Here is a 20,386-nt window from a genome sequence, read left to right as displayed (position 1 = left end):
GACCGAATGGCACGACGCGTGGACCACGTTCGCATCCATGGAAAAGGCGTGGGCGTACCGGCAAGATCAGTTGCCGTCCACTCACCCGATCGTCGCCCCGATCAACGACCTCGATGACGTGCAGGTGAATTTCGATGGCATCACCTACGCCAAGGGCGGATCCGTGCTCAAGCAATTGGCGGCTTGGGTTGGATTGGACGAGTTCCTCGCAGGCGTTTCCGCCTATTTCAAGAAGCACGCGTTTTCGAACACCGAACTTGCCGACCTGCTTGCCGAGTTGGAGGCCGCATCGGGGCGCGATCTCCAGGCCTGGTCCAAACTGTGGTTGGAGACCGCCGGAGTCAACACGCTGCGCCCCCTCATCGAAACCGACGCGAGTGGGATCATCACCTCATTCGTGATCGAGCAGACGGCTCCGGCCGAGTACCCGACGCTGCGCCCGCATCGACTGGCCGTCGGCCTGTACGACCTGGCGCAGTCCCCCGGCGGCGGGCAGGAACTTCGCCGCACCGCCACCGTCGAACTGGATGTCGCGGGCGCCGAAACCGAGGTCAGCGACCTTGTCGGCACCAAGCGCCCCGCGCTGATACTGGTCAACGACCGCGACCTTGCCTACGCGAAAATCCGCCTGGATCAAGAATCGTGGCAGGTGGCGCTTGCCCACCTTTCCCAGGTCGGCGACACCCTCACGCGCGCCCTGATTTGGGGAGCCGCATGGGATGCGACCCGCGATGGAGAATTCCCCGCGTCCCGGTTCGTCGAACTGATCCTCGCCAACGTCGCGGTCGAGGACCAATCGACGACGCTGCGCACCGTGCTGGGCCAGCTGCTCACGGCCGCGCGCACGTTCGTCGCCCCGCAGCACCGCGTGCAGACGCTGCGCGCCATCGGGGACCGCATGTGGGAGCTGGCCAATTCCTCGCTGGCGGGCAGCGATCAGCAACTCCAATTCGTCAAGACCTTCGCCGCGGTTGCCAGCACCGATGCACACGTCCAATCACTGCGGGCCCTGTTCGACGGCGACGCCTCGCTCCCCGGCCTGGAGATCGACACCGATCTGCGCTGGGAGATTCTGGATGGGCTTGTCCTGAACGCCGCGGCCGGCGAACCGCAGATCGCGGCGACCCTCGCCGCGGACGACACCGCGAGCGGGCGCCAGGCCGCCGCCCGTGCGCGGGCAACAATTCCGCAGGCTGCGGCCAAAGTCGCGACGTTCAAGGCAATTGTCGGCGACGCGGACGCCCCCAACGCGATCATCCGGCACACCGCCGCCGGTCTTGTGCATGTCAACGATCCGGCGCTCTTGGACGGCATTGTGGATGCCTATTACGACTCGGTGACGCGCATTTGGAACGAGCGTTCCTTCCACATCGCCGACGAATTGCTCGAAGGGCTGTTCCCCTTCACCGTCGCCAACCAGGCACAACTCGACGCGGCCGGCGCCTGGCTGCGCTCGCACCCGGACGAGCCGAAGGCGCTTCGCCGCTACGTACTGGAACAGCAGTCATCAACCGAACGCGCCCTGCGCGCCCAGGCAGTCGATGCTGCCGCAACCAAGAACTGAGAGGTCCGCATCGTGACAATTCCCGTCATTCGACTTTCCGAAACCGTCAGCATCCCCCAAGTCGGGTTCGGGGTCTTTCAGATCCCAAACGACCAGACGCAGGCCGCGGTCGAAACCGCGCTCGAGGTGGGCTATCGACACGTCGATACCGCCGCCATCTACAAGAACGAAGAGGGTGTGGGGCGGGCGCTGGCCTCGTCCGGAATCAAGCGTTCCGACGTGTTCGTGACCTCGAAGCTGTGGGTTGACGACTTCGCGCCCGACAAGGTACGCCCCGCATTCGAAAAGTCGCTGTCCTTGCTGGGCACCGACTACCTGGATCTGTACCTGCTGCACTGGCCGGCGCCGGCGCGCGGCACCTACGAGGGCGCCTGGGAGAAGGTTTTGGACCTGCGCAACGAGGGCCTGATCCGCGAGGTCGGCGTCTCGAATTTCACCCCCGACCTGCTGGAACGGATCATCGAGACCAGCGGCGTGACCCCAGCGATCAACCAGATCAAGCTCGACCCGACGCTGCAGCAACCATCACTGCGGGCATTCCACGCCGAACACGGCATAGCAACCGAGGCGTACTCGCCCATCGCGCAGGGTGCGGTGCTCGATAACCCCGTCATCGTTGCAATTGCCGACGAGTTCCGCGTCTCCCCCGCCCAGGTCGTCCTGCGTTGGCACCTGCAGCACGGAACCGTCGTCATCCCGAAATCGGTGACCCCCGAACGGATCAAGTCGAACTTGGACCTGCTCGGGTTCTCGCTTGGATCCGAAGAAATGAGCGCCATCGACGCCCTTGACCAGGGCGACGGTTACTGGAAAGAGCCGCTCACGTTCCTGAACTAAAAACGTGTAGCTGGGGGCGGGGCGCGCGAGCGCAGGCCCCGCCCCCGGCTACCGCGAGTCCGGATCAATCCGGCGTATAAGCGCGGCGCGGCCCCAAGCTAGTTCGGTCCTGGAATCAGCCGCCGTGGCGCTGTCGCTGTATTGCTTGGCGAACGACAACAACCATGACGATCCCGAATAGCGCGGTGGGGGCCGCGCGGAAGATGGGTCGCGGTTCCAAGTCGAAAAACCAGCCGCCAATTGCTAGTGAGAAGAAGACGACGGCGAGAACAGCAAGAATCCCGTCGACTACTTTCGAGCCGTGCATGTGACCGCTCCTGTCCAAAACACATTGCTGTTGACGCCCTTGTCGCGTCCCGGCATTTGGGCCCCTACCAAGCGCGGTCGGGGCCGTTCATTGCGGCCGCGATCCTGCCCGCGAGCGGAGCATCGGCAATGTCCTCGAGCAGGACTTCGCTGCCAGTCCCGTCGGTGAGCGGAACGCGCCAGTTCGGGTATTCCTGATCGGTTCCCGGTTGATTTTGCGTGCGCCGTTCGCCAACAAGGTCCACGAGCGCGACACCCTGCAACAAGGACGGGGTCATAGCCAAGTATCTGTGCAGCGCAACGATCGTGTCATCGAGGTCGACCGGGCCGTTCGGATCCAGCAGGCCGCGGGCGATCAGCGCCGCGCGCACGGTAGCTATTTCCGCCTCGGCCGACGCCGTCTCTTCCGCGACGGGAACGGTTAGCAGGCCCAGTTCTTCGCGCAGGCGCACGTGTTCCAGTTCCAAGTACCCTGCCGTCGGCGGCAGGTCGTGGGTCGTGACCGTGGCTAGCGCGGACCGCCTGTAGTGTTCGGGCGCTTTGACGGATCCGTCCCATTCCTTTTCGAACCACAGCACTGCGGTGCCCAACAGGCCGCGGTCGGCTAGGTAGTCCGACACCCAGTGTTCGAACGTCCCCAAGTCTTCACCGACGACAGCCACACCCGCGCGCTGCGCTTCCAAGCACAAGATCCCCACGAGGGCCTCGTGGTCGTAGCGGACGTAGGCCCCGAACCGCGGGTCGGCGCCGCGCGGGATCCACCACAACCTGAATAGCCCAATCACGTGGTCAATGCGAACCGCTCCGCAGTGTTGGAACATGGAGCGCAGCATGCCCCGATACGCCTGATACGCGGTAGCGTCCAGGGCATCGGGTCGCCACGGTGGTTGCGACCAGTCCTGGCCCAATTGGTTGTACATGTCCGGCGGGGCGCCGACGCTGACGCCTTGCGCCAAAAGCTCGCCTAGGGCCCACACGTCCGCGCCCTGCGGATGGACACCGACCGCCAGATCCTGCATGATTCCGAGCTTCATTCCTGCTTCAAGCGCGCTGTGCTGCGCCTGAGAAAGCTGCTCGAATGCAACCCACTGCAACCACTTGTGGAAGAGGATTTCGGCGCCGTGCGTGCGCCGGGTGGCGACGCTGGAGGCAGACTGCGGCGACTCGTACCCCGCGGGCCACGGCGCCGGGCCGAATTCCTGGTACAAGACCGACCACAGCGCGAAATCATCGAGGGCCTTGCCCTGCTCAGCGCAGAATCGTTCAAAAGCGTCGCGCCGCGCGGGCGGCAAGGGAACCGCGTGCACGATACGCAACGCCGCCAGCTTCGCGGTCCAAGCGGTGTCTCGATCGACCAGGCGCGCGGCATGTTTGCCAGCCAACGGAGCGGTTGCAGCAGCCGCCGCGTCGGCCAATCGCGCGACTTTCTCGCGGTCAGCGGCGCAAAGATAGGCAGCCTCGCGGATCTGCTCGACTCGCAGGTACCAGGGACTCACGAAACGCCTGGAGGTGGGCAGATACGGCGACGGGGTCAGCGGAGCTGTCGGTTCGACTGCGTGAACCGGGTTGATCAGCGCAAAATCGGCGCCGAGCCGGCGAGCCATGAGATGGCAAAGATCACCAAGATCAGCGAAGTCGCCCACCCCCCACGACTGGGCCGAATGGATCGAATACAGCTGCGCCATGACGCCCCACATCCGCGTGGGCGGTTCTGGGACACGCTGCGGGACGACGATCAACGTGCCGGTGCTGATCACGTCGCCGGACTGCGCAACCATCGTGTGGTAGCCGACGGGCAGGTCGGCGGGGATCTGAAACGTTGCCCTCCCGGTGAGCGTTCCGGACAACTCCACGGGGTCAACCCAGCGATCGAGTTGCACCGGAAATACCTTGTCCCCGGTTTCTTCGATTTCCAGGTGAAGGTGGGCGGGCGCGCCGTGCGCCACATGGACCCACACGTCCTTCGGTTCGCCCTCCCGCACGACTGTCGTCGGCGCGATCATTGCATTCCACGCGCGCAGTTGCGCCTGGGCGATTGCGTGCTCGACGGCGGCCGGCGTGTCAGCCTTGACTCCCATCGCCGCCAGGATGGCGACGAGGGTTCCGGCACCCACCCGTTCTATTGAGCCCGAATGCCCCTGGTGACGGTCTTGGATCCCGTATAGCGAGGCCAGGTGCGTCAGCCGCTCGCTGGGCGGGGCGGACATGGTTTCGGCAGGTGCGTTGAAAGGCTCCACAGCACGAATTTTGCCAGATATCTGCGGCCGCGCACCGCCCCAAGCGACCCCGCGTTCCATGGCTACGCACCCGGGCAGCGATGCCGATAGCCTTAGGAGCATGGTCTCCTTGAGCGCAGACACACCGATATATGTCCACACCTTAGCTTCCGCACCCCCAGAATCTTTGCAAACCAACGGAAAATCGGCAGCGCAGGTGTGGAGTGTCGCGCAGTCCCCCGCTTGGGTAGAGAGCTTTTGGGCCTGGTTCTGGGGCGTGCCCGCACACATCGTAACGATCCTCGTTGTGTCGATCATCACACTTGCGCTGCTGCGTCGCCTCATCAAGACGACCACCGAACGTATCATCCGCGGGACGCGGAAAGCCGAGGCGCTGGCGCGACGAGAGCTGCCGGACGCACTGGTGCGCCCCGAGATGTTCAACAATCCCAGGCGCGAACAGCGCGCCCGCACGGTGGCGACGGTATTGCGTTCTGCCGCCACGCTGACCGTCGTGACGATCGCGACGCTGATGATTTTGGACCGGATCGGGGTCAACATCGCGCCGCTGGTCGCGTCCGCCGGCATCGCGGGCGTGGCCCTTGGTTTCGGGGCCCAGACGCTCGTCAAGGACTTCCTGTCCGGAATTTTCTTGCTGCTAGAAGACCAGTTCGGCGTCGGCGACACCGTGTATATCGGCGATGTGACCGGCACGGTTGAATCGGTCGCGTTGCGGGTGACGCGCATTCGCGACGCCGACGGCGTCATGTGGACGCTGCGCAACGGCGAAATCCTGAAGGTCGGCAACCAGACGCAGGGATGGTCGCGCGCATCGGTTCCCGTGCGGGTGGCGTTCGACTGCGACATGGGCCAGCTGCACGATGCACTACTAGCTGCGGCCGACAGGATCCGGCACGACGAGGTCCTGGCGGATAGCCTCCAGGGTGAACCCACCGTGGGCGGTATCGAGGCGATGACCTCGCAATCACTCACCGTGCGTGTTTCGGTGCGCACGGATTCGAACCGGATGGCGGATGTGACCGCGGCCCTGCGCGACGCCGTGCGCGGCGAAATAGAAAAACGTTCCATCCCGCTCGCCCCGGACGTCCCCAAGGGGTTGCTTTCGTAAGGGGCGGAAGCCGTGCGGGGGGCGGGGCGCTCGTCGGCGGGTGTTGTTTGCACCGGGGCCTGTGGGGTTCTCGGGCTAAAGCGCGGCCGATCGGCGATAATGGAGCGATGAGTAACACCGCGGCGCCAACCGATCCTCCCACCTTTTTCGAGAAAGTCGGGGGCGCGCCCTTCTTCGAAGAATTGGTGCGAAAGTTCTACGAAGGCGTCAGCGCTGATCCCGTCCTGCGTCCCATGTATCCGGAAGCTGATCTGGAGCCCGCAGCGCGGCGCCTCACGATGTTCCTAACGCAGTACTGGGGCGGGCCCGGGACGTATTCCCAGGAACGCGGGCACCCGCGGTTGCGCATGCGGCACAGCCCGTATCGAATTGACGAGGACGCCCGCGACCGTTGGCTTACCCACATGCGCGCTGCGGTCGACGCGGCCGATCTGTCGGTGGCCGATCGGACGGTGCTGTGGGATTACATGGAGCGCGCGGCCCATTCACTGCTTAATTCATTCGACGATTCGGTCCGCCGGATCCCTGGAGGTGTCACAGATGTCCGTGCCTGGTAGCGATTCTGGTCCTCTCGAAGCTGCCGGCGGGGTTGCTGGTTCCAAGGTGGCGCCTTTGGAACAGATGTGGAAGGTGCTGACGCTGGCGCCATCGCTGGCCCGCGATGGGCGCCACGCCGACTCCGATGTGTTCGGCGGGACCTCCTTGCACCAGCCGACGGGGCGTGTCTATGGCGGGCAGGTCTTGGCGCAATCGTTGCTGGCGGCCGGGGCAACCGTGGGCAGCGAGCGCCTGCCGCACTCCCTGCACGGGTACTTCATGCGGGCCGGTTCGATTGAGACGCCGCTGCGTTTCGGCGTCGAGGTCCTGCGGGACGGGAAGTCGTTCTCGGCGCGCCGCACCCACGCCTACCAAGACGGCGAACCGATCCTTTCGATGATTACGTCCTTCCAACTGGACCAGCCCGGGATCGAGCTGGCGGCGACAATGCCGGACGCACCCGATCCGGAATCGCTGCCGTCGGCCACCGATCACCTGGCGGGCATTGATCACCCCGCTGCGGCATTCTGGGGCACCGATTCTCCCTTCGATATCCGCCACGTCGAACAGCCCCTTTTCCTGCGCCCGGACCCGCAGCGCACGCCGCGCCAGCGCGTGTGGCTGCGCGCGAAGGGGCCGGCCGACGTGAGTCAGCTGATGCATCGCGCCGCTTTGGCCTATGCCTGCGACCAGTTGGTATTGGAACCAGTGCTGCGCGGCGCGGGCCTGTGCTGGCTCACACCCGGTCTGAATGTCGCGAGCATCGACCACGCGATGTGGTGGCACCGCGATGTGCGGATCGACGAATGGTTGCTGTTCGACATCTCGGCGGTTTCCGCTGGTGGTTCGCGCGGGCTTTCGACCGCACGGGTTTTCGCTGCCGACGGGACGCATGTAGCCACGCTGTCGCAGGAGGGCATGATCCGGGTTCCCCGATAGCGACGCCGGTAGTGGCCGTGGGGTCGGCGGTTATCCGCGCGGCGCGATGGTGGGGTCGGAGGTTAGGCGCGCGGCGCGATGGTGGGGCCGCCACCGACGACTAGCGCCGGAACTGGAGCGGCTCGTCGCTGAGCCGTCGCAACTCGCGCTGCTCGTCTTTGGTCATGCGGCGCGGTTTGTTGGTTGCCGGGTCCGCCAGCACCAGGGTTGTGCGCGCCCGCGTGCAGATCTGTTCGCCGTCGCTGACCAGGTAGTCGATGTCGAAGCTCGCGCCGCCGATCTTCGAGACCCAGAGCGTGACGCTAGCGGGCTTATCGCTGTGCAGCAAGGGCCGCAGGTATTCGATGTGGTGCGCGGCGACCAGCGTCGCCGTGTCACCTGCCACCCCCGCACCGATGCGTACGGGACTGCCGGCCTTCCCGTGCCAGAACACCGCAATGCGCGCCTCTTCTAACAACGAGAACATGGCAACGTTGTTGACGTGCCCGTATGGGTCAAGGTCGCCCCAACGGATCGGTATCTCTACGGTGACGGTAGGCATGGCTGTTATCTGATCCCTTGATGATGCCAGTGAAGCGGCCAGGCACCCGAGTGGGTGCCTGGCCGCTTGTCGGTGTAATTAGTCCCGCGTGAGCTTGCGGTACGTGACGCGGTGAGGACGCGCCGCGTCCGCGCCGAGCCGCTCTACCTTGTTCTCTTCATACGAGGCGAAGTTACCTTCGAACCAGTACCAATTCGACGGGTTCTCTTCCGTTCCTTCGTAGGCGAGGATGTGGGTTGCGACCCTGTCCAGGAACCACCGGTCGTGGCTGACGACGACGGCGCAGCCGGGGAACTCCAGCAACGCGTTTTCCAGCGAGCCGAGCGTCTCGACGTCCAGGTCGTTGGTCGGCTCGTCGAGCAGCAACAGGTTGCCGCCCTGCTTGAGCGTGAGCGCCAGGTTGAGGCGGTTGCGCTCCCCACCCGAGAGCACTCCCGCGGGCTTTTGCTGGTCCGGGCCCTTGAACCCGAACGACGCAACGTAGGCGCGCGATGGGATTTCGACATTACCAACCTTGATGAAGTCCAAGCCGTCGGAGACAACCTCCCACAGGGTCTTCTTGGGGTCGATGCCGCCGCGCGACTGGTCCACGTAGGAGATTTTGACCGTTTCCCCGACCTTCAGCGTTCCGGCGTCCAGCGGTTCCAAACCCACGATCGTCTTGAACAGCGTCGTCTTACCCACACCGTTGGGGCCAATCACGCCCACGATGCCGTTGCGCGGGAGCGTAAAGCTGAGGTGATCGATGAGCTTGCGGTCACCGAAACCCTTTTCTAGATCGGTTGCTTCCAAGACGACGTTGCCCAGGCGCGGACCGGCCGGAATCTGGATCTCTTCGAAGTCGAGTTTGCGTGTGCGCTCCGCCTCGGCCGCCATCTCCTCGTAGCGTTGCAAGCGCGCCTTCGACTTGGCCTGGCGTCCCTTGGCGCTCTGGCGCACCCAGTCAAGCTCTTCGGCGAGACGCTTGGCCAGCTTCGCGTCCTTTTTGCCCTGCACTTCGAGACGGGCGCGCTTCTTTTCGAGGTACGTCGAGTAGTTGCCCTCATACGGGTACAGGCGCCCGCGGTCGACCTCACAGATCCACTCCGCGACGTGGTCCAGGAAGTAACGGTCGTGGGTAACCGCCAGGACGGCGCCGGGGTAGGTTGCCAGGTGTTGCTCCAACCACAGCACGCTTTCTGCGTCCAGGTGGTTCGTGGGCTCGTCGAGCAGCAGCAGGTCAGGCTTTTCCAGCAGCAACTTACACAGCGCGACCCGGCGACGTTCACCCCCGGACAGCACCTTCACATCCGCCTCGGGCGGCGGGCACCGCAGCGCGTCCATTGCCTGCTCGAGTTGGCTGTCCAGGTCCCAGGCGTTGGCCGCGTCGATTTCTTCTTGCAGCACGCCCATTTCGGCCAGCAGCGCGTCGAAGTCCGCGTCGGGGTCCGCCATGAGCGCGGAAATCTCGTTGTAGCGGTCGACCTTTGCCTTGATCTCCGCGACGCCCTCTTCGACGTTGCCAAGCACCGTCTTGTCGTCGTTGAGCGGGGGCTCCTGTTGCAAGATCCCCACGGTGAAGCCGGGCGAGAGGCGGGCCTCACCGTTCGAGGGCGTGTCCAGCCCCGCCATAATCTTCAGGATCGTGGACTTACCCGCACCGTTCGGGCCAACGACACCAATCTTCGCGCCGGGCAGGAAGTTCAGCGACACATCATCCAAGATGACCTTGTCGCCGTGCGCCTTGCGCGCCTTGTACATCGAATAAATGAACTCAGCCACTCAGTTTTCCGTTCGTAGTCATGCGTGCCGGTTGGAGCGTCACAACCGTTGCCGGGGTATCTTTGCCCGCTCCTGCACGTTGCCTCGGACGCGCATGCATCCGCCGGCGGGCTCAGCCTCCCATTGTACGCAGTTAGCGCGGGCGGGGGCGGCGCGGGCGCGCTGCGATAATTGCGCGCAGCGCGCCCGCGCCCCACACCACCCCATCGAACGCGTGTGGCCGCTAGGCCATGACGGTTTCCTCCTGCGAATCACCGCCGATTTCGCTGCCATCCGTCAATGCCCCGGCATCGTCACGCAGTTCGCCGGTGAGCGGATCGACATCTGCGAGTTCACTGGTCAACTCGTTGAATTCCGCATTGGTTTGGGCGATTGCGGCGGCCTCGTCCATAACCTCATCACTCGATGCGGCGCGCCGAACCCGCGCGAATCTGCTGGTCCCGTAGCGTAAATCGAGTCCGACCGCGACGGCCTCGATTCGAGCGGTGACACCGGGATTACCATCGCGTTTGATGTAATGGTCCACCCACGGATGCCCGACCACGATGAGCGGGTCGCCCTTGCGCACCGACTCGGCGATGTTCGCCCCCAGGTCGCCCCAGGCGGTAACCGTGTACCACGTGGTTTTTGAATCGCCCCACACGCCCGTCTCCGGCGACCGGCTCCTGACCGAATCCGCGATGCGGAACGTCACCTTGTCGCGGCCGCTTGGAGTAGTGAAAACTTCGGGATTGGTTGCCGCCCACACGTGAAGCGTCACCAAGGATTGCTGCTTTGCCATGCCACATACCTCCATCGATTGTTCGGCGCCGAAATGCGCTCGACACGATGGTGGGCCCGCCGCCCTGCTGGGTGCGGCGTCACCGAGCGAATGTGGATAACTTCTTCGGCGTGGACGCGCGGTGCACTGCCGGCTCAGGACTTAGTAAGATCGTGGGTGCCCCCTTAGCTCAATGGATAGAGCGACGGCCTTCTAATCCGTAGGTTGCAGGTTCGAGTCCTGTAGGGGGCGCTTGTAATCGCAACACCTTCGGCCCCAAGCAGGCTTACCCGGTGCCGCAATAGTTGCCGATGGGAAGCCACGTGCGCGACGTGATTACCTCCAAACGCGTCACCGACTGCTTTTCGCACCCCATAAGGATCGATAGGCGCAGCGGTCGCTGGTCGGCAACCGCGGATCGCGGGGCCTTGAGGTAATGTCTGGCTGCCAACGGCCGGCTTCTGCAACACTAAAGGCATGGACACCGCACAGGCTAACGGGTGGTCGCCGGACATTTTGGGACCGGGTTTCGAGGCGCTGACCCTCGATTTACGGAGCGATGACGAGGGACCCGTCGTCGCCACCTTGGTCCGCAGCCTCCCGTCTGCCCCGCAGCTTCGACACCTGCGCCCGGTCGCCCGCCCGCTCGATGACGTGGACATCCTCTACATCCACGGCTGGTCGGACTACTTTTTCCAAACGCAACTGGCCCGTTTCTTCACGGACCGCGGCGCCCGCTTCTTCGCACTCGACCTGCGCAAATATGGGCGTAGCCTACGCCCGGGGCAAACGGCGGGCTTCATCACGGACCTGACCGAGTATGACGAGGACATCGAGGCCGCTCTCACGGTCATCAAGCAAGACCTACCCCCGGGCACCAAGCCGCGCCGCCTCATCCCCATGGGCCATTCGACGGGCGGACTGATCTGGTCGCTGTGGGTGGCGCGCCACCCCGGCGCCGCGAGCGCGCTGATCCTCAACTCGCCGTGGCTGGAATTCCAGCTCAGCGCTACCGTGCGAACCGCCATAGCCCCGATCGTGAATTTGCAAGCATCCTTGACTCCCCACAACGCGGCCCCGAACATTGATTTCGGTTTCTACGCGCGCGCCCAGCGGGCGTGCGCGGACCCGGCACAGCCCATGGTGATCAACGAGGCGTGGCGGCCCGAGCACACCACGGCCGTGCGCGCGGCGTGGCTCAAGGCGATCCTTGTGGGACACGCGACCGTGCAGGCGGGTTTGGACATAAAGGTGCCGATTTGCGTTTTGCTCTCCGAGAAGTTCGCGCCGCCCACGCGCTGGAGCGATCAGCTGACCCGCTGCGACACGGTTTTGGTGGTGGACGAGATCGCCAAGGCCGCTCTCAAGCTCGGCCAAACGGTGACGGTCAACCGGATCAGCGGCGCGATCCATGACGTTTTCTTGTCCCGCCGCAAGGCGCGCGCCGACGCCTACCGGCGGATGGAGGACTGGTTCTCAGGCGTGGCGGCGCGCCCCGAGCCCGGGGCCCGCCGCGCCTTCAAACTGCCGTTCTAGTCAGCGTCCCAGCGGCCGGAGCTGCACGTTGCGCACCTGCCAAAGACGTCCAGCACGTGGCGAATGGGCGTGAAACCGTTCTTCGCGCACACGGCATCCACCCACGCCTCAACCGGGGGGTCAATTTCGACGGTCGCTCCGCAGTCGACGCAAATCAGGTGGTGGTGATGCCCTTCCGCATCCGCGCACGCGCGAAACAGCTGAGTTCCGTCTTCGGTGTGAATCGAGTCTGCGTCACCGGCCTTCACCAGCTCGGCTAGCACCCTGTAGACGGTGGCGAGCCCAACGGATTCGCCGGCGTTGCGCAGCTTCATGTGCAGATCTTGGGCCGATATGAAGCGCGGTTCATGATCCAGGCCTGCCCTCACGGCTGCCCGCTGGCGCGTGTTTCGAACTGGCGTCTGGTTCGCCATCACATTCCCTTCCGTGAATGGTCTGCCATCGGCGGCGCTGACCTCAAGGACCGCACCTTACCGCCGCGGCCGCGCAGCGGCCGGCGTGGCCCCGGTGGGGCGGGCCTCGTCGGTAATAATGCCGCGCGATCGGGTCCGATCAAGCCTACCGAATTAGTTGGTTTGCGCCTTCTCTGCGGCGATGGAGGCGTGCACTTCTTCCATGTTGAGGTCCTTGACGGCAGAGATGACCTCCTCAAGTTGCGGTGCGCGCAGCGCCCCCGGCTGCGAAAACACCAGCACTCCCTCTCGGAACGCCATGATCGTGGGGATGGAAGTGATGCCCGCGGCGGCGGCCAGTTCCTGCTGCGCTTCGGTGTCGAGCTTGCCGAAGACGATGTCCTCATGCTTTTTCGAGGAGGCCTCGAAGACGGGCCCGAATTGGCGGCACGGACCACACCACTCCGCCCAGAAATCAACCAGCACGATGTCGTTCTGCGCGATGGTGTCCGAGAAGTTCTCCTTGGTGATTTCCACCGTAGACATATGTTCCCCTAACGTGCGGCGCATCGCGCCACTGGCTGCGGCGCGGCTGGCGCCCTTGATCTGTTCGCTGTATTCAACACTGTAGCGGGGGCGTTTCATTCCCTGCTGGAAGGTCTGCGGTGCGGAACCTGCTTGCGGGCCTGCGTTTACGGGGTTGCCAATAGTTATCCACAAGTCGATGATCATTCTCACTTGGGCGCGAACGCGAGTAGGGTACGGACCATGGTTGAGTTGAAGAATTCCCAAGAAATAGAACAGATGCGTGAAACCGGCCGGGTCGTGGCGCAGGCGTTGCAGCAGATGAAGGCCGCGGCCGCGCCGGGCGTTTCGCTGCTGGACCTGGACAGTGTCGGCAAGAAGGTCCTTGACGCCGCCGGTGCCACCTCCCCGTTCTTGGGGTACCACCCGTCGTGGGCGCCGTCCCCGTTCCCGGGCGTGGTGTGCGCATCGGTCAATGACGCGATCGTGCACGGGGTCCCCACCGATCAGGTCCTGCAGGAGGGCGACCTGGTTTCGCTGGATTTCGGGGCGGTCCTGAACGGGTGGGCGTCGGATGCGGCTTTGAGTTTCGTTATCGGCAAGGCGTCTGCCGCGGATCAGGCGTTGCTGGATGCAACCGAGCAGGCCCTCATGGACGGCATTGCGGCCGCGGTTCCCGGCGCGCACATCGGCGACATTGGTTATGCGGTTGACCGCGTTGCGCGCAAGGGGAAGTTCGGGAACCTTGAGGATCATGGCGGGCACGGGATCGGGCGGGAAATGCACATGGATCCGTTCGTGCCCAACCAGGGGCGACGCGGCAAGGGAATGCGTTTGGCGCCCGGCCTGACCATCGCGATCGAGCCGATGTTCATTGCCGGCGGCAACAGCGCCTACGGGTACGACGACGACGGTTGGACCATCCGTTCACTGCGCGGGGGGCGCGCCGCGCACTTCGAGCACACGATCGCGGTCACGTCTGACGGCCCGGTCATCTTGACCCAGGTGTGATGGCGATAAGGTAGAAGACGTGTCTACGAATCAAGGCCCTGCGGGCAGAATTGTTTGGATCGACTGCGAAATGACCGGGCTGGACCTGGCCAAGGACGCACTGATCGAGGTGGCCGTTGTGGTCACCGAGCCCGACCTGACTCCCCTGGACAAGGGAATCGACGTTGTCATCAAGCCCCCGCAGGAGGCCATCGACAACATGGGCGACTTTGTGCGCGACATGCACACCAAGTCCGCGTTGATCGATGAGTTGGCGGCCGGGGTGAACCTGGAAGAGGCCCAAAAGCTGGTTCTCGACTACGTCAAGAAGTGGGTGCCCGATGCGGGCAAGGCGCCCCTGGCCGGTAATTCGGTGGGAACGGACAGGATGTTCCTGGAGCGCGACCTTCCGGAGCTGACCGAATACCTGCACTACCGGATCATCGACGTTTCCTCGATCAAGGAGTTGGCGCGCCGCTGGTACCCGCGGGTGTATTTCGCTTCCCCCGACAAGCACGGCGGGCACCGCGCCCTGGCCGACATTCTCGAGAGCATCGACGAGTTGCGCTACTACCGCGCCGCGCTGTTCCCGCAAGGCGATGGCCCCGACACCGTGACCGCGCGCGCGATCGCCGCGGCCATTGCATCCGGGTCATATTCCGGCACTATCACCGCACCAAAGACCAAGTCATTGCGGTAAGTGCGGCCGAAAAGGCGGCGATTGGGCGTTTGAACGTTTTGCGGTTAGAATCGTCTGCGGCCCCGTAAGGGGCGTCGTCCCCGCTTGCGGGGGCATGGTGGCTGTAGCTCAGTTGGTAGAGCACCGCGTTGTGGTCGCGGGGGTCGCGGGTTCGAGTCCCGTCAGCCACCCCAAACGGGTCAGGTTTGAACTTTCGACCAAGGGGCCACCCTTGGTCGAGGGTTCAGCCTGGCCCATCTTCTTTGCCTCCGCGGCCCAACTCAGTGCGTCGGCATGGAGGCCGGGGATGCTCAGCCCGTCGTACGGGTTGCGGTAGCCGACGCGCACGTCGTTGTCCTCGTCGATGTAGATCGTCTTGAACAGCGCCTGGTTGAGGAGCCGACGGTTTGCATCGTCGGCGTGCTCGTAGATGTCGGCGGCGTTGGACAGCAGTTTCAGTGAGTCGTCGAGGTTCGCTCTCGCGTCGGCGTAGTGGCCGTGGTGCGCGGTGATCCGGTGCTCGATGGTCTCCAGCGACGCGGTGATCCGATCCTGCTCCTTCTTGAGCAGGTCGAGCGGGATCGCCCCGGCGTAGTGAGCCTGGAGCAGCTTCTGCTGCTCGCCTCCGAGTTGTGTTCTCCGGGACGCGAGGTCGGCGAGTTCGGCGGCTCCTTCGGCCATCATTTCGTCGAACCGGGCATGGATCATCGCCGAGACCGCCTCGATCGTTTCCGGGTCGATCTGCACCTTGGCGTAGAAGCGCTCGATGAGTAGTTCCACCTGCTCGATCAGCATCGCCTGTCGCGTGCAATCGCCCCTGCCGCCATGCCGGCTCGCACACACGAAGTAGGGGTAGATCGTGCCCTGGCTGCTCTTCGCGTTACACACGATCAGCCGCGAGCCGCACTGTCCACAGAACACCGTGCCCTTCAAGTAGTGCTCGTGCACCTGCGTTGCATCCGCTGCGGATCGGTGCGTGCCGAGCACGGTCTGCACCTGGTCCCACACCTCGTTCGGGACGATCGCCTCGTGTGCTCCGGCATAGGTGACGCCCTGGTAGCGCACGCTGCCCTTGTAGTACGGGTTCATCAACATCCGGTGTACCGATGACTTGCCGATTGGCCGAGAAGGTCGCCGCGGTGTCGCGGCAGTGGTCAGCCCACGCGCCACCAACTCCTGATGGAGTTGGCTCGTGGTCCAGTCGCCGGAGGCGAACACCTGGAAGGCCCACCTGATCAGCCGCGCCCGTTCGTCGTCGATCTCGACGGTGCGTACCTCGCGCCCGAACTCGTCGCGCACGCCGACGTTGCGGTAGCCGATGGGTGCCTTCGTCACGGTGCCGCCTTGCGCGGCCTTCTGCGACAGGCCCTTGACAACCTCGGTGGCGAGGTTGCGGGAGTAGAACTCGGCAATCGAGGACATGATGCCGTGCAGCAGCATCCCCGATGGGGTCTCGTCGATGTTCTCCGTGGCCGATACCAGCGTGACTCCGGCGTCCTTGAGCGCGAGGTGGATGGTCACGTCGTCGGCACGGTTGCGGGCGAGCCGGTCGACCTTGTGGACGATGCAGTAGTTCGTCTTGTGCTTGGCGACGTACTGGATCATCCGCATCAGTTCGGGCCGATCGGCCTTGCGTGCGGATTCGCCCGCGTCGACGAACTCCTCGATGATCGTTGCGCCGAGCTGCTCGGCCTTGCGCTGGTTCGCCTCGCGCTGCGCTGGGATCGAGAAGCCTTCCGCTTGACCGCCCTTCTCCGCCTGCTCCTTCGTGGACACCCGCAGGTACGAAACGGCGAACGATCCGGGGAATGGCGTTGGCGCTACGAGGCCGTCTATCGCGGTGCGGTCCGCGTCGATGATTGTCATGGCTCTTCTCCACAGTCACTGGTCCTGCCGACGCGGACTCGTGTGAGCGGATGTTGATCGTGAGAAGAGCCCGAAGGCTGTAGGACTAGGCCGAGTCGGCCACGTTTGCTTTGCCTCGCCGTGATGGCGAAGCGCTAGGACCACAACATCCGCCATCCGCGGCGGATGTGTTCATTCTACGACGACGAGCCCGCCGAAGCACGGGAGCGCTTCGGTCGAGTCGCATCTCCCGAACGGCACGAGCCCGACTGCTGGAGCGCCATACGAATCAGCAGCTCACTGAGCTTGTCCAGGTCGGGCGGATCGTGGAAGTCGGCGCGGATCGTCAGCTCGCGCTCGCTCTGCTGGCGCTGCCCGGTCTTCCGTGCGTAGCGACGAGCCATGACTCACACCTCACCCGTCTCCGGGACGGCGGCGGCAAAGAAGGCGTCCTCTGCATCTTGACGCGCCGCGACCTCGTCCAGGACGAACCGGACGAAGTCCTCGTCACGGTCGGTGATCGGCGAGTCCTCGATGGGTTGAGCGGGGTCTTCGCCCGGCCAGCTCGTCTGACGTGTCGGCCGGTCACGGTCGAGGCGCGTTCCGCAGGCGGCCACCCAATCGCGAAGCCTGCCGCGGGCATCGGCGAAGTCGCGGTGCCAGCCGACGGGCGCGGAGCCGTTCTGGTCGGGGTCGTAGGCGCACAGCCAGTGAAGGTGCAGCGCGGACAGCTCCCACAGGAGTTCGGGGTGGCGGTGCCAGTACGGCGGCACGACGCTGGCTGGAAGACCGTACGTGCGCCGCAGCCAGTCAACCCAGCGATTCAGTTCGAGCAGTTCTGCTTCCAGATCGTTCGCGGTGAGGAGGTTCCAGTTGACCGGGTGCGGCGGCTCAGGTGTGTCGAACCGGGGTGACGCCAAGACCGGCTCGGGTGGCATGTCGTCATGCTCAGGGAACTGATCGGTCATGATGGCCTGCTCACATCCCGATTGCGGTCGCGCTCGGTGCCGCAGTCTGCTGAGGTGCAGCGAAGGCGGCTGAGTCGCGCCCGGACGCTGACCGCTCGGTGCGATCCACCTCGTAGCGCGTGCGGGCGAGGTCGTGACCGATGCGTGTCGCGATGAACTCCTCGCCTTCGTACCGCTGGCCGTTTCGCTCGTACGAATATTCGCGCACCCGGCCGTCGGCAATGATGTTGTCGCCCTTGGCCAGACGCTCCGCCCCTTGCTCGGCGGCACCGCGATACGCGATGAGGTCGTGGAAGGTCGTCTCCAACTGCGTGAAGGTGTTGTCGGGTTCCTTGCGGTAGTGCTCGATCCCGACCTTCAAGTAGAGGCGTGCGTCGCCACGCTCGGTCTGACTGAGCTGCGGGTCCGAAGCAACGAAACCGGAGATGGACTGATGGGTGCGAATGGCCATGATGGCGTCCTCCTGAACTCGGGCGACCCGCTGCATGTGATCGCTGTGAGAGGCAGGTGCGCCCCGGCACCCAGAGCCGTCAGGGTGCGGGGCGGCGCAGGAGTGCTTCGAGTTCGGCGCGGTCGCTACGGAGCTGCGCGGCATCCGGCCGGGATGGCCAGGCCCGCAGGTCGGTGAGGATGGGTGGTGCGGAGCGGAGCATGGTGATGCCGGTGCCGAACGGCAGCGTGCGGATGCGGTCGGGCGGCAGGATCGGCACGCGGCGGATGGAGCGTTGGTTGGAGCGGGTGCCGCGGTCGCCGAGGGTCACACTGTCGGTGTATTCGTCGCGTTCGCCGATGAGGGTGGAGAGGTCTTGGAGGTCGCGGCTGTTGGAGGCACCGCCGAGGATGATCTTGACGATGCTGGCGTCCCAGATCGCGCCGGCCTGGTGCTCGCTCCACCGGTCGCGGGCTTGGGCGAGCGACTGCAACACGGGCATGGTCGTGATCCCGGTGCCGCCGCCTTCGGCCATGAGCGTCGGGAGCGACGGCAGGGGCGCGAGGTTCCCAATCTCGTCGAGCGCGAGCAGCAGCGGCGGATCGAGCCGAGCACCGGGCGAGCGTGCGGCGAGCCTGCGCGCTGTCTCGATCAGGTCTTCCACGAACGCCGCAACCAGCGACGCCGATGCACCCGCACCGGCGCCGGTGGCGAGCAGGTAGAGGGTGCCCTGCTCGGTGAGGAAGGTCTCGGGGTCGAACTGCTCGTCGGGTCCGGGTGAGACGGCATCGAGTACGCGCGGGTCAGCAAGGGCGGAGAGGGCGAGGGAGACGCCTTGCCAGATGCTGTCGCGGGTTTTGGGGTCGGCGTCGATCATCGCGGCCAGGGAGTCGTCCCAGCCCATCGCCGCGTTCGGGTGGGAGTTGAGGATCGCGACCGCTTCGGAGGCAGCCGAGGGGTCGAGGGTCCATCTGAACAGTTCGGCGGGTGGTCTGCCGTCGAGGGCTGCGGCGTGCAGCAAGCTCTGAAGCGCGGTGCGGGTCTTGCCTTCCCAGAAGCCTCCGGACTCGACCCCACCAGCGGAGAGTCCGGTGGCGGCGGCGAGGCCGTTGGCGCGGATCATCGCGGTGAGTGGGTCGTGGCAGCCGCGCACGGGTGACCAGCGCAGCCCGGCAGGGATGCCGTCGGCCAGGCGTTGCGGGTCGAACACCGCGACTGGCCCGCGACGGCGGCGGGCGCGGAGGGTGGCGGTGAGGTTGTCGGGCCGGGTGCTGGTGGTGACGACCGCGCCGGGTGCGTCGAGGATCGCGTTGATGACGACATGGAGGCCTTTGCCGGAGCGGGGTGGCCCGATCAGGAGGATCGAGTCCTCGACCGATGCCCATACCTTCGTTCCGCGGCTGGCTCCGAGGAGGTAGCCGACATCCTCCGGCGTTGGGGATTCCAGCGACGGCCGCAACGTCCCGGCGCGGTGTAGCAGTGCCTTCGCCGACGCGGCCGTCTTCACTTCCTGGCTGGTGGCGATCCCGGCGAGGCGGTGCGGGTCGGTCTCGGTCTTCCTGGTGTGGTGGCGCAGCACGATCCACAGCCACACCGCGAAGGCGGCGAGCCCGCCGAGCATGACAGCGCTGACGAGCCAGTACAGGACCGGGTTGAGGCCCTCGGCACTGAGCGCGGTCGCGGGGTCGGCGGGGTTGAACAGCACCCCGAGGCCCGCAGCCGGGCCGGCGTCCGGCTGCGGCAGGCCGGTGAGGAACGCGGTGACGCTGCCGGCTGCGCGCAGGATGAGGGCGATGCCGAACATGCCGATCAGTCCGATGAGGGCGGCGTTGGTGAGTTCGTCGCCCATGCCCCCTGTTTGTCGCTGGTTCATGTCAGCCGCCGCACCGTGAACGTGCCCGAGATACGCCCGAGCAGAATCACTTCCTGCCCCGCAGCATCGGGCAGGGTGTCGAGGTCGATGAGCGCGCGTGCCTCACCGGTTCCGGTCGCGTCGGTGTGGGACACGATTGTCGCGACGGCGACATCCTCACCGGGGACGAATCCGTCGGCGGTGACCTCCATCAAACGCGGCACCCGGCGTGCGTGACGGCTCCGCCGCGTCTCCGGCACCGGCTTCTCCGGCAGCGTCACTGCGCGTCGGGGTGTGCGGGGGCGGATGATGTCAGTGAAGACGCTCCCGTCGCACTCACGCACCTCCACCCGGACCGCGACGGCACGGTCCTTGGTGATCGCGTCCATGAGCGGCCCGAATGTCGTCCGCGTCCACGCGGTCTCGCCGGGTGCTGGGATAGGTGTTCCATCGACGGTCGCGGTCAGTGTCCCGTTGGGAGCGACGATCACGAGGACATGCGGCAGCTCAACCGGAGCCATTCCGTCGTCGTCATCGGGGTGGGATCGGCGCGGGCTGGTGAGGTTCATCGGTGGCCTA

The 20,386-nt window shown here is 65.2% G+C and carries 22 protein-coding genes, 2 tRNA genes and 1 pseudogene; 12 read left to right on the top strand and 13 right to left on the bottom strand.

Translation table 11 applies throughout. The annotated features are described in order from the left end of the window. Both FB389_RS10345 and FB389_RS10340 read left to right on the top strand, forming a co-directional pair. On the top strand, window positions 1-1,564 hold a 1,564-nt coding region (locus FB389_RS10345), incomplete at its 5' end, for an ERAP1-like C-terminal domain-containing protein (RefSeq protein ID WP_211344991.1). Between the two features lie 12 nt (window positions 1,565-1,576). Then, window positions 1,577-2,401 carry an aldo/keto reductase gene (locus tag FB389_RS10340; protein ID WP_211344990.1) on the top strand — a complete coding sequence of 275 codons (825 nt, stop codon included), beginning with the start codon at window positions 1,577-1,579 and terminating at the stop codon, window positions 2,399-2,401. Between the two features lie 115 nt (window positions 2,402-2,516). Here FB389_RS10340 and FB389_RS10335 read toward each other — a convergent pair whose 3' ends face one another. Together FB389_RS10335 and malQ are read right to left on the bottom strand one after the other, a co-directional pair. After that, complete coding sequence (locus FB389_RS10335) at window positions 2,517-2,708, bottom strand: hypothetical protein (RefSeq protein WP_142113320.1); 192 nt, start codon at window positions 2,706-2,708, stop codon at window positions 2,517-2,519. Between the two features lie 64 nt (window positions 2,709-2,772). Then, on the bottom strand, window positions 2,773-5,046 hold the full coding sequence (gene malQ / locus FB389_RS10330) for a 4-alpha-glucanotransferase (RefSeq protein WP_246043625.1): 2,274 nt from the start codon (window positions 5,044-5,046) through the stop codon (window positions 2,773-2,775). A 154-nt stretch (window positions 5,047-5,200) separates the two neighbouring features. Between malQ and FB389_RS10325 the strand changes: the two genes are divergently transcribed. The 3 genes from FB389_RS10325 to FB389_RS10315 all read left to right on the top strand — a co-directional run bounded on the left by FB389_RS10325 (window position 5,201) and on the right by FB389_RS10315 (window position 7,528). Next, window positions 5,201-6,052: a mechanosensitive ion channel family protein gene (locus FB389_RS10325; RefSeq protein ID WP_211344989.1), complete on the top strand. Its 852-nt coding sequence runs from the start codon at window positions 5,201-5,203 to the stop codon at window positions 6,050-6,052. A gap of 107 nt (window positions 6,053-6,159) precedes the next feature. Further along, a complete protein-coding gene (locus FB389_RS10320) occupies window positions 6,160-6,609 on the top strand; it encodes a globin (RefSeq protein WP_142113316.1) in 450 nt (149 codons plus the stop codon). After that, entirely contained in the window at window positions 6,593-7,528 is a 936-nt protein-coding gene (locus tag FB389_RS10315) for an acyl-CoA thioesterase (RefSeq protein ID WP_246043624.1), read from the top strand. Before FB389_RS10320 ends, FB389_RS10315 begins: the two co-directional genes overlap by 17 nt. Window positions 7,529-7,628: 100 nt before the next feature. Here FB389_RS10315 and FB389_RS10310 read toward each other — a convergent pair whose 3' ends face one another. The 3 genes from FB389_RS10310 to FB389_RS10300 all read right to left on the bottom strand — a co-directional run bounded on the left by FB389_RS10310 (window position 7,629) and on the right by FB389_RS10300 (window position 10,611). After that, window positions 7,629-8,069, bottom strand: coding sequence for an acyl-CoA thioesterase (locus FB389_RS10310; protein ID WP_142113314.1), 441 nt, complete (start codon window positions 8,067-8,069; stop codon window positions 7,629-7,631). A gap of 78 nt (window positions 8,070-8,147) precedes the next feature. Next, window positions 8,148-9,830, bottom strand: a complete 1,683-nt coding sequence (gene ettA / locus FB389_RS10305) for an energy-dependent translational throttle protein EttA (RefSeq protein ID WP_142113312.1) — start codon at window positions 9,828-9,830, stop codon at window positions 8,148-8,150. A 223-nt stretch (window positions 9,831-10,053) separates the two neighbouring features. After that, window positions 10,054-10,611, bottom strand: coding sequence for a single-stranded DNA-binding protein (locus FB389_RS10300; protein WP_170207957.1), 558 nt, complete (start codon window positions 10,609-10,611; stop codon window positions 10,054-10,056). A gap of 158 nt (window positions 10,612-10,769) precedes the next feature. Between FB389_RS10300 and FB389_RS10295 the strand changes: the two genes are divergently transcribed. Together FB389_RS10295 and FB389_RS10290 are read left to right on the top strand one after the other, a co-directional pair. Continuing rightward, window positions 10,770-10,842: transfer RNA gene (locus FB389_RS10295), tRNA-Arg, on the top strand. A 225-nt stretch (window positions 10,843-11,067) separates the two neighbouring features. After that, window positions 11,068-12,126, top strand: a complete 1,059-nt coding sequence (locus FB389_RS10290; RefSeq protein WP_142113308.1) for an alpha/beta hydrolase — start codon at window positions 11,068-11,070, stop codon at window positions 12,124-12,126. On the opposite strand, the gene FB389_RS10285 is transcribed toward FB389_RS10290, so the two are convergent. Both FB389_RS10285 and trxA read right to left on the bottom strand, forming a co-directional pair. Further along, window positions 12,123-12,539, bottom strand: a complete 417-nt coding sequence (locus FB389_RS10285; RefSeq protein WP_142113306.1) for a Fur family transcriptional regulator — start codon at window positions 12,537-12,539, stop codon at window positions 12,123-12,125. The genes FB389_RS10290 and FB389_RS10285 overlap by 4 nt on opposite strands. Before the next feature lie 153 nt (window positions 12,540-12,692). Further along, window positions 12,693-13,064, bottom strand: coding sequence for a thioredoxin (trxA, locus tag FB389_RS10280; protein WP_142113304.1), 372 nt, complete (start codon window positions 13,062-13,064; stop codon window positions 12,693-12,695). 222 nt (window positions 13,065-13,286) lie between these two features. Between trxA and map the strand changes: the two genes are divergently transcribed. The 5 genes from map (at window position 13,287) to FB389_RS10790 (ending at window position 15,486) form a co-directional block, all read left to right on the top strand. Next, a complete protein-coding gene (map, locus tag FB389_RS10275) occupies window positions 13,287-14,054 on the top strand; it encodes a type I methionyl aminopeptidase (protein ID WP_142113302.1) in 768 nt (255 codons plus the stop codon). 19 nt (window positions 14,055-14,073) lie between these two features. Beyond that, a complete protein-coding gene (gene orn / locus FB389_RS10270) occupies window positions 14,074-14,733 on the top strand; it encodes an oligoribonuclease (RefSeq protein ID WP_281282040.1) in 660 nt (219 codons plus the stop codon). A 97-nt stretch (window positions 14,734-14,830) separates the two neighbouring features. After that, window positions 14,831-14,906: transfer RNA gene (locus FB389_RS10265), tRNA-His, on the top strand. A gap of 100 nt (window positions 14,907-15,006) precedes the next feature. After that, the gene (locus FB389_RS10795) at window positions 15,007-15,174 is read left to right on the top strand and encodes a hypothetical protein (protein ID WP_246043623.1); all 168 of its coding nucleotides are present in this window, start codon (window positions 15,007-15,009) and stop codon (window positions 15,172-15,174) included. A 30-nt stretch (window positions 15,175-15,204) separates the two neighbouring features. Then, on the top strand, window positions 15,205-15,486 hold the full coding sequence (locus FB389_RS10790; protein WP_246043622.1) for a hypothetical protein: 282 nt from the start codon (window positions 15,205-15,207) through the stop codon (window positions 15,484-15,486). A 48-nt stretch (window positions 15,487-15,534) separates the two neighbouring features. Here the strand turns inward: FB389_RS10790 and FB389_RS10785 are convergent. The 6 genes and pseudogenes from FB389_RS10785 to FB389_RS10235 form a co-directional block, all read right to left on the bottom strand. Beyond that, a pseudogene (locus FB389_RS10785) lies at window positions 15,535-16,578 on the bottom strand (recombinase family protein); the annotation flags it as partial. Window positions 16,579-16,754: 176 nt separating this feature from the next. After that, the gene (locus tag FB389_RS10255; RefSeq protein ID WP_142113300.1) at window positions 16,755-16,961 is read right to left on the bottom strand and encodes a hypothetical protein; all 207 of its coding nucleotides are present in this window, start codon (window positions 16,959-16,961) and stop codon (window positions 16,755-16,757) included. Between the two features lie 3 nt (window positions 16,962-16,964). Then, a complete protein-coding gene (locus FB389_RS10250; RefSeq protein WP_211344988.1) occupies window positions 16,965-17,495 on the bottom strand; it encodes a hypothetical protein in 531 nt (176 codons plus the stop codon). 40 nt (window positions 17,496-17,535) lie between these two features. Beyond that, entirely contained in the window at window positions 17,536-17,976 is a 441-nt protein-coding gene (locus FB389_RS10245; RefSeq protein WP_142113297.1) for a single-stranded DNA-binding protein, read from the bottom strand. A 79-nt stretch (window positions 17,977-18,055) separates the two neighbouring features. After that, window positions 18,056-19,804 (bottom strand): type IV secretory system conjugative DNA transfer family protein, encoded by a 1,749-nt coding sequence (locus FB389_RS10240; RefSeq protein WP_425467259.1) that lies wholly within the window; start codon window positions 19,802-19,804, stop codon window positions 18,056-18,058. 20 nt (window positions 19,805-19,824) lie between these two features. Further along, entirely contained in the window at window positions 19,825-20,376 is a 552-nt protein-coding gene (locus tag FB389_RS10235; protein ID WP_142113293.1) for a hypothetical protein, read from the bottom strand. Window positions 20,377-20,386: the final 10 nt, after the last annotated feature.

Source organism: Rarobacter incanus (genome assembly GCF_006715765.1).
GTDB lineage: Bacteria > Actinomycetota > Actinomycetes > Actinomycetales > Cellulomonadaceae > Rarobacter > Rarobacter incanus.
Note: the sequence above shows the minus strand (reverse complement) of the source record. Positions and strands in the feature narration are given on the sequence as shown.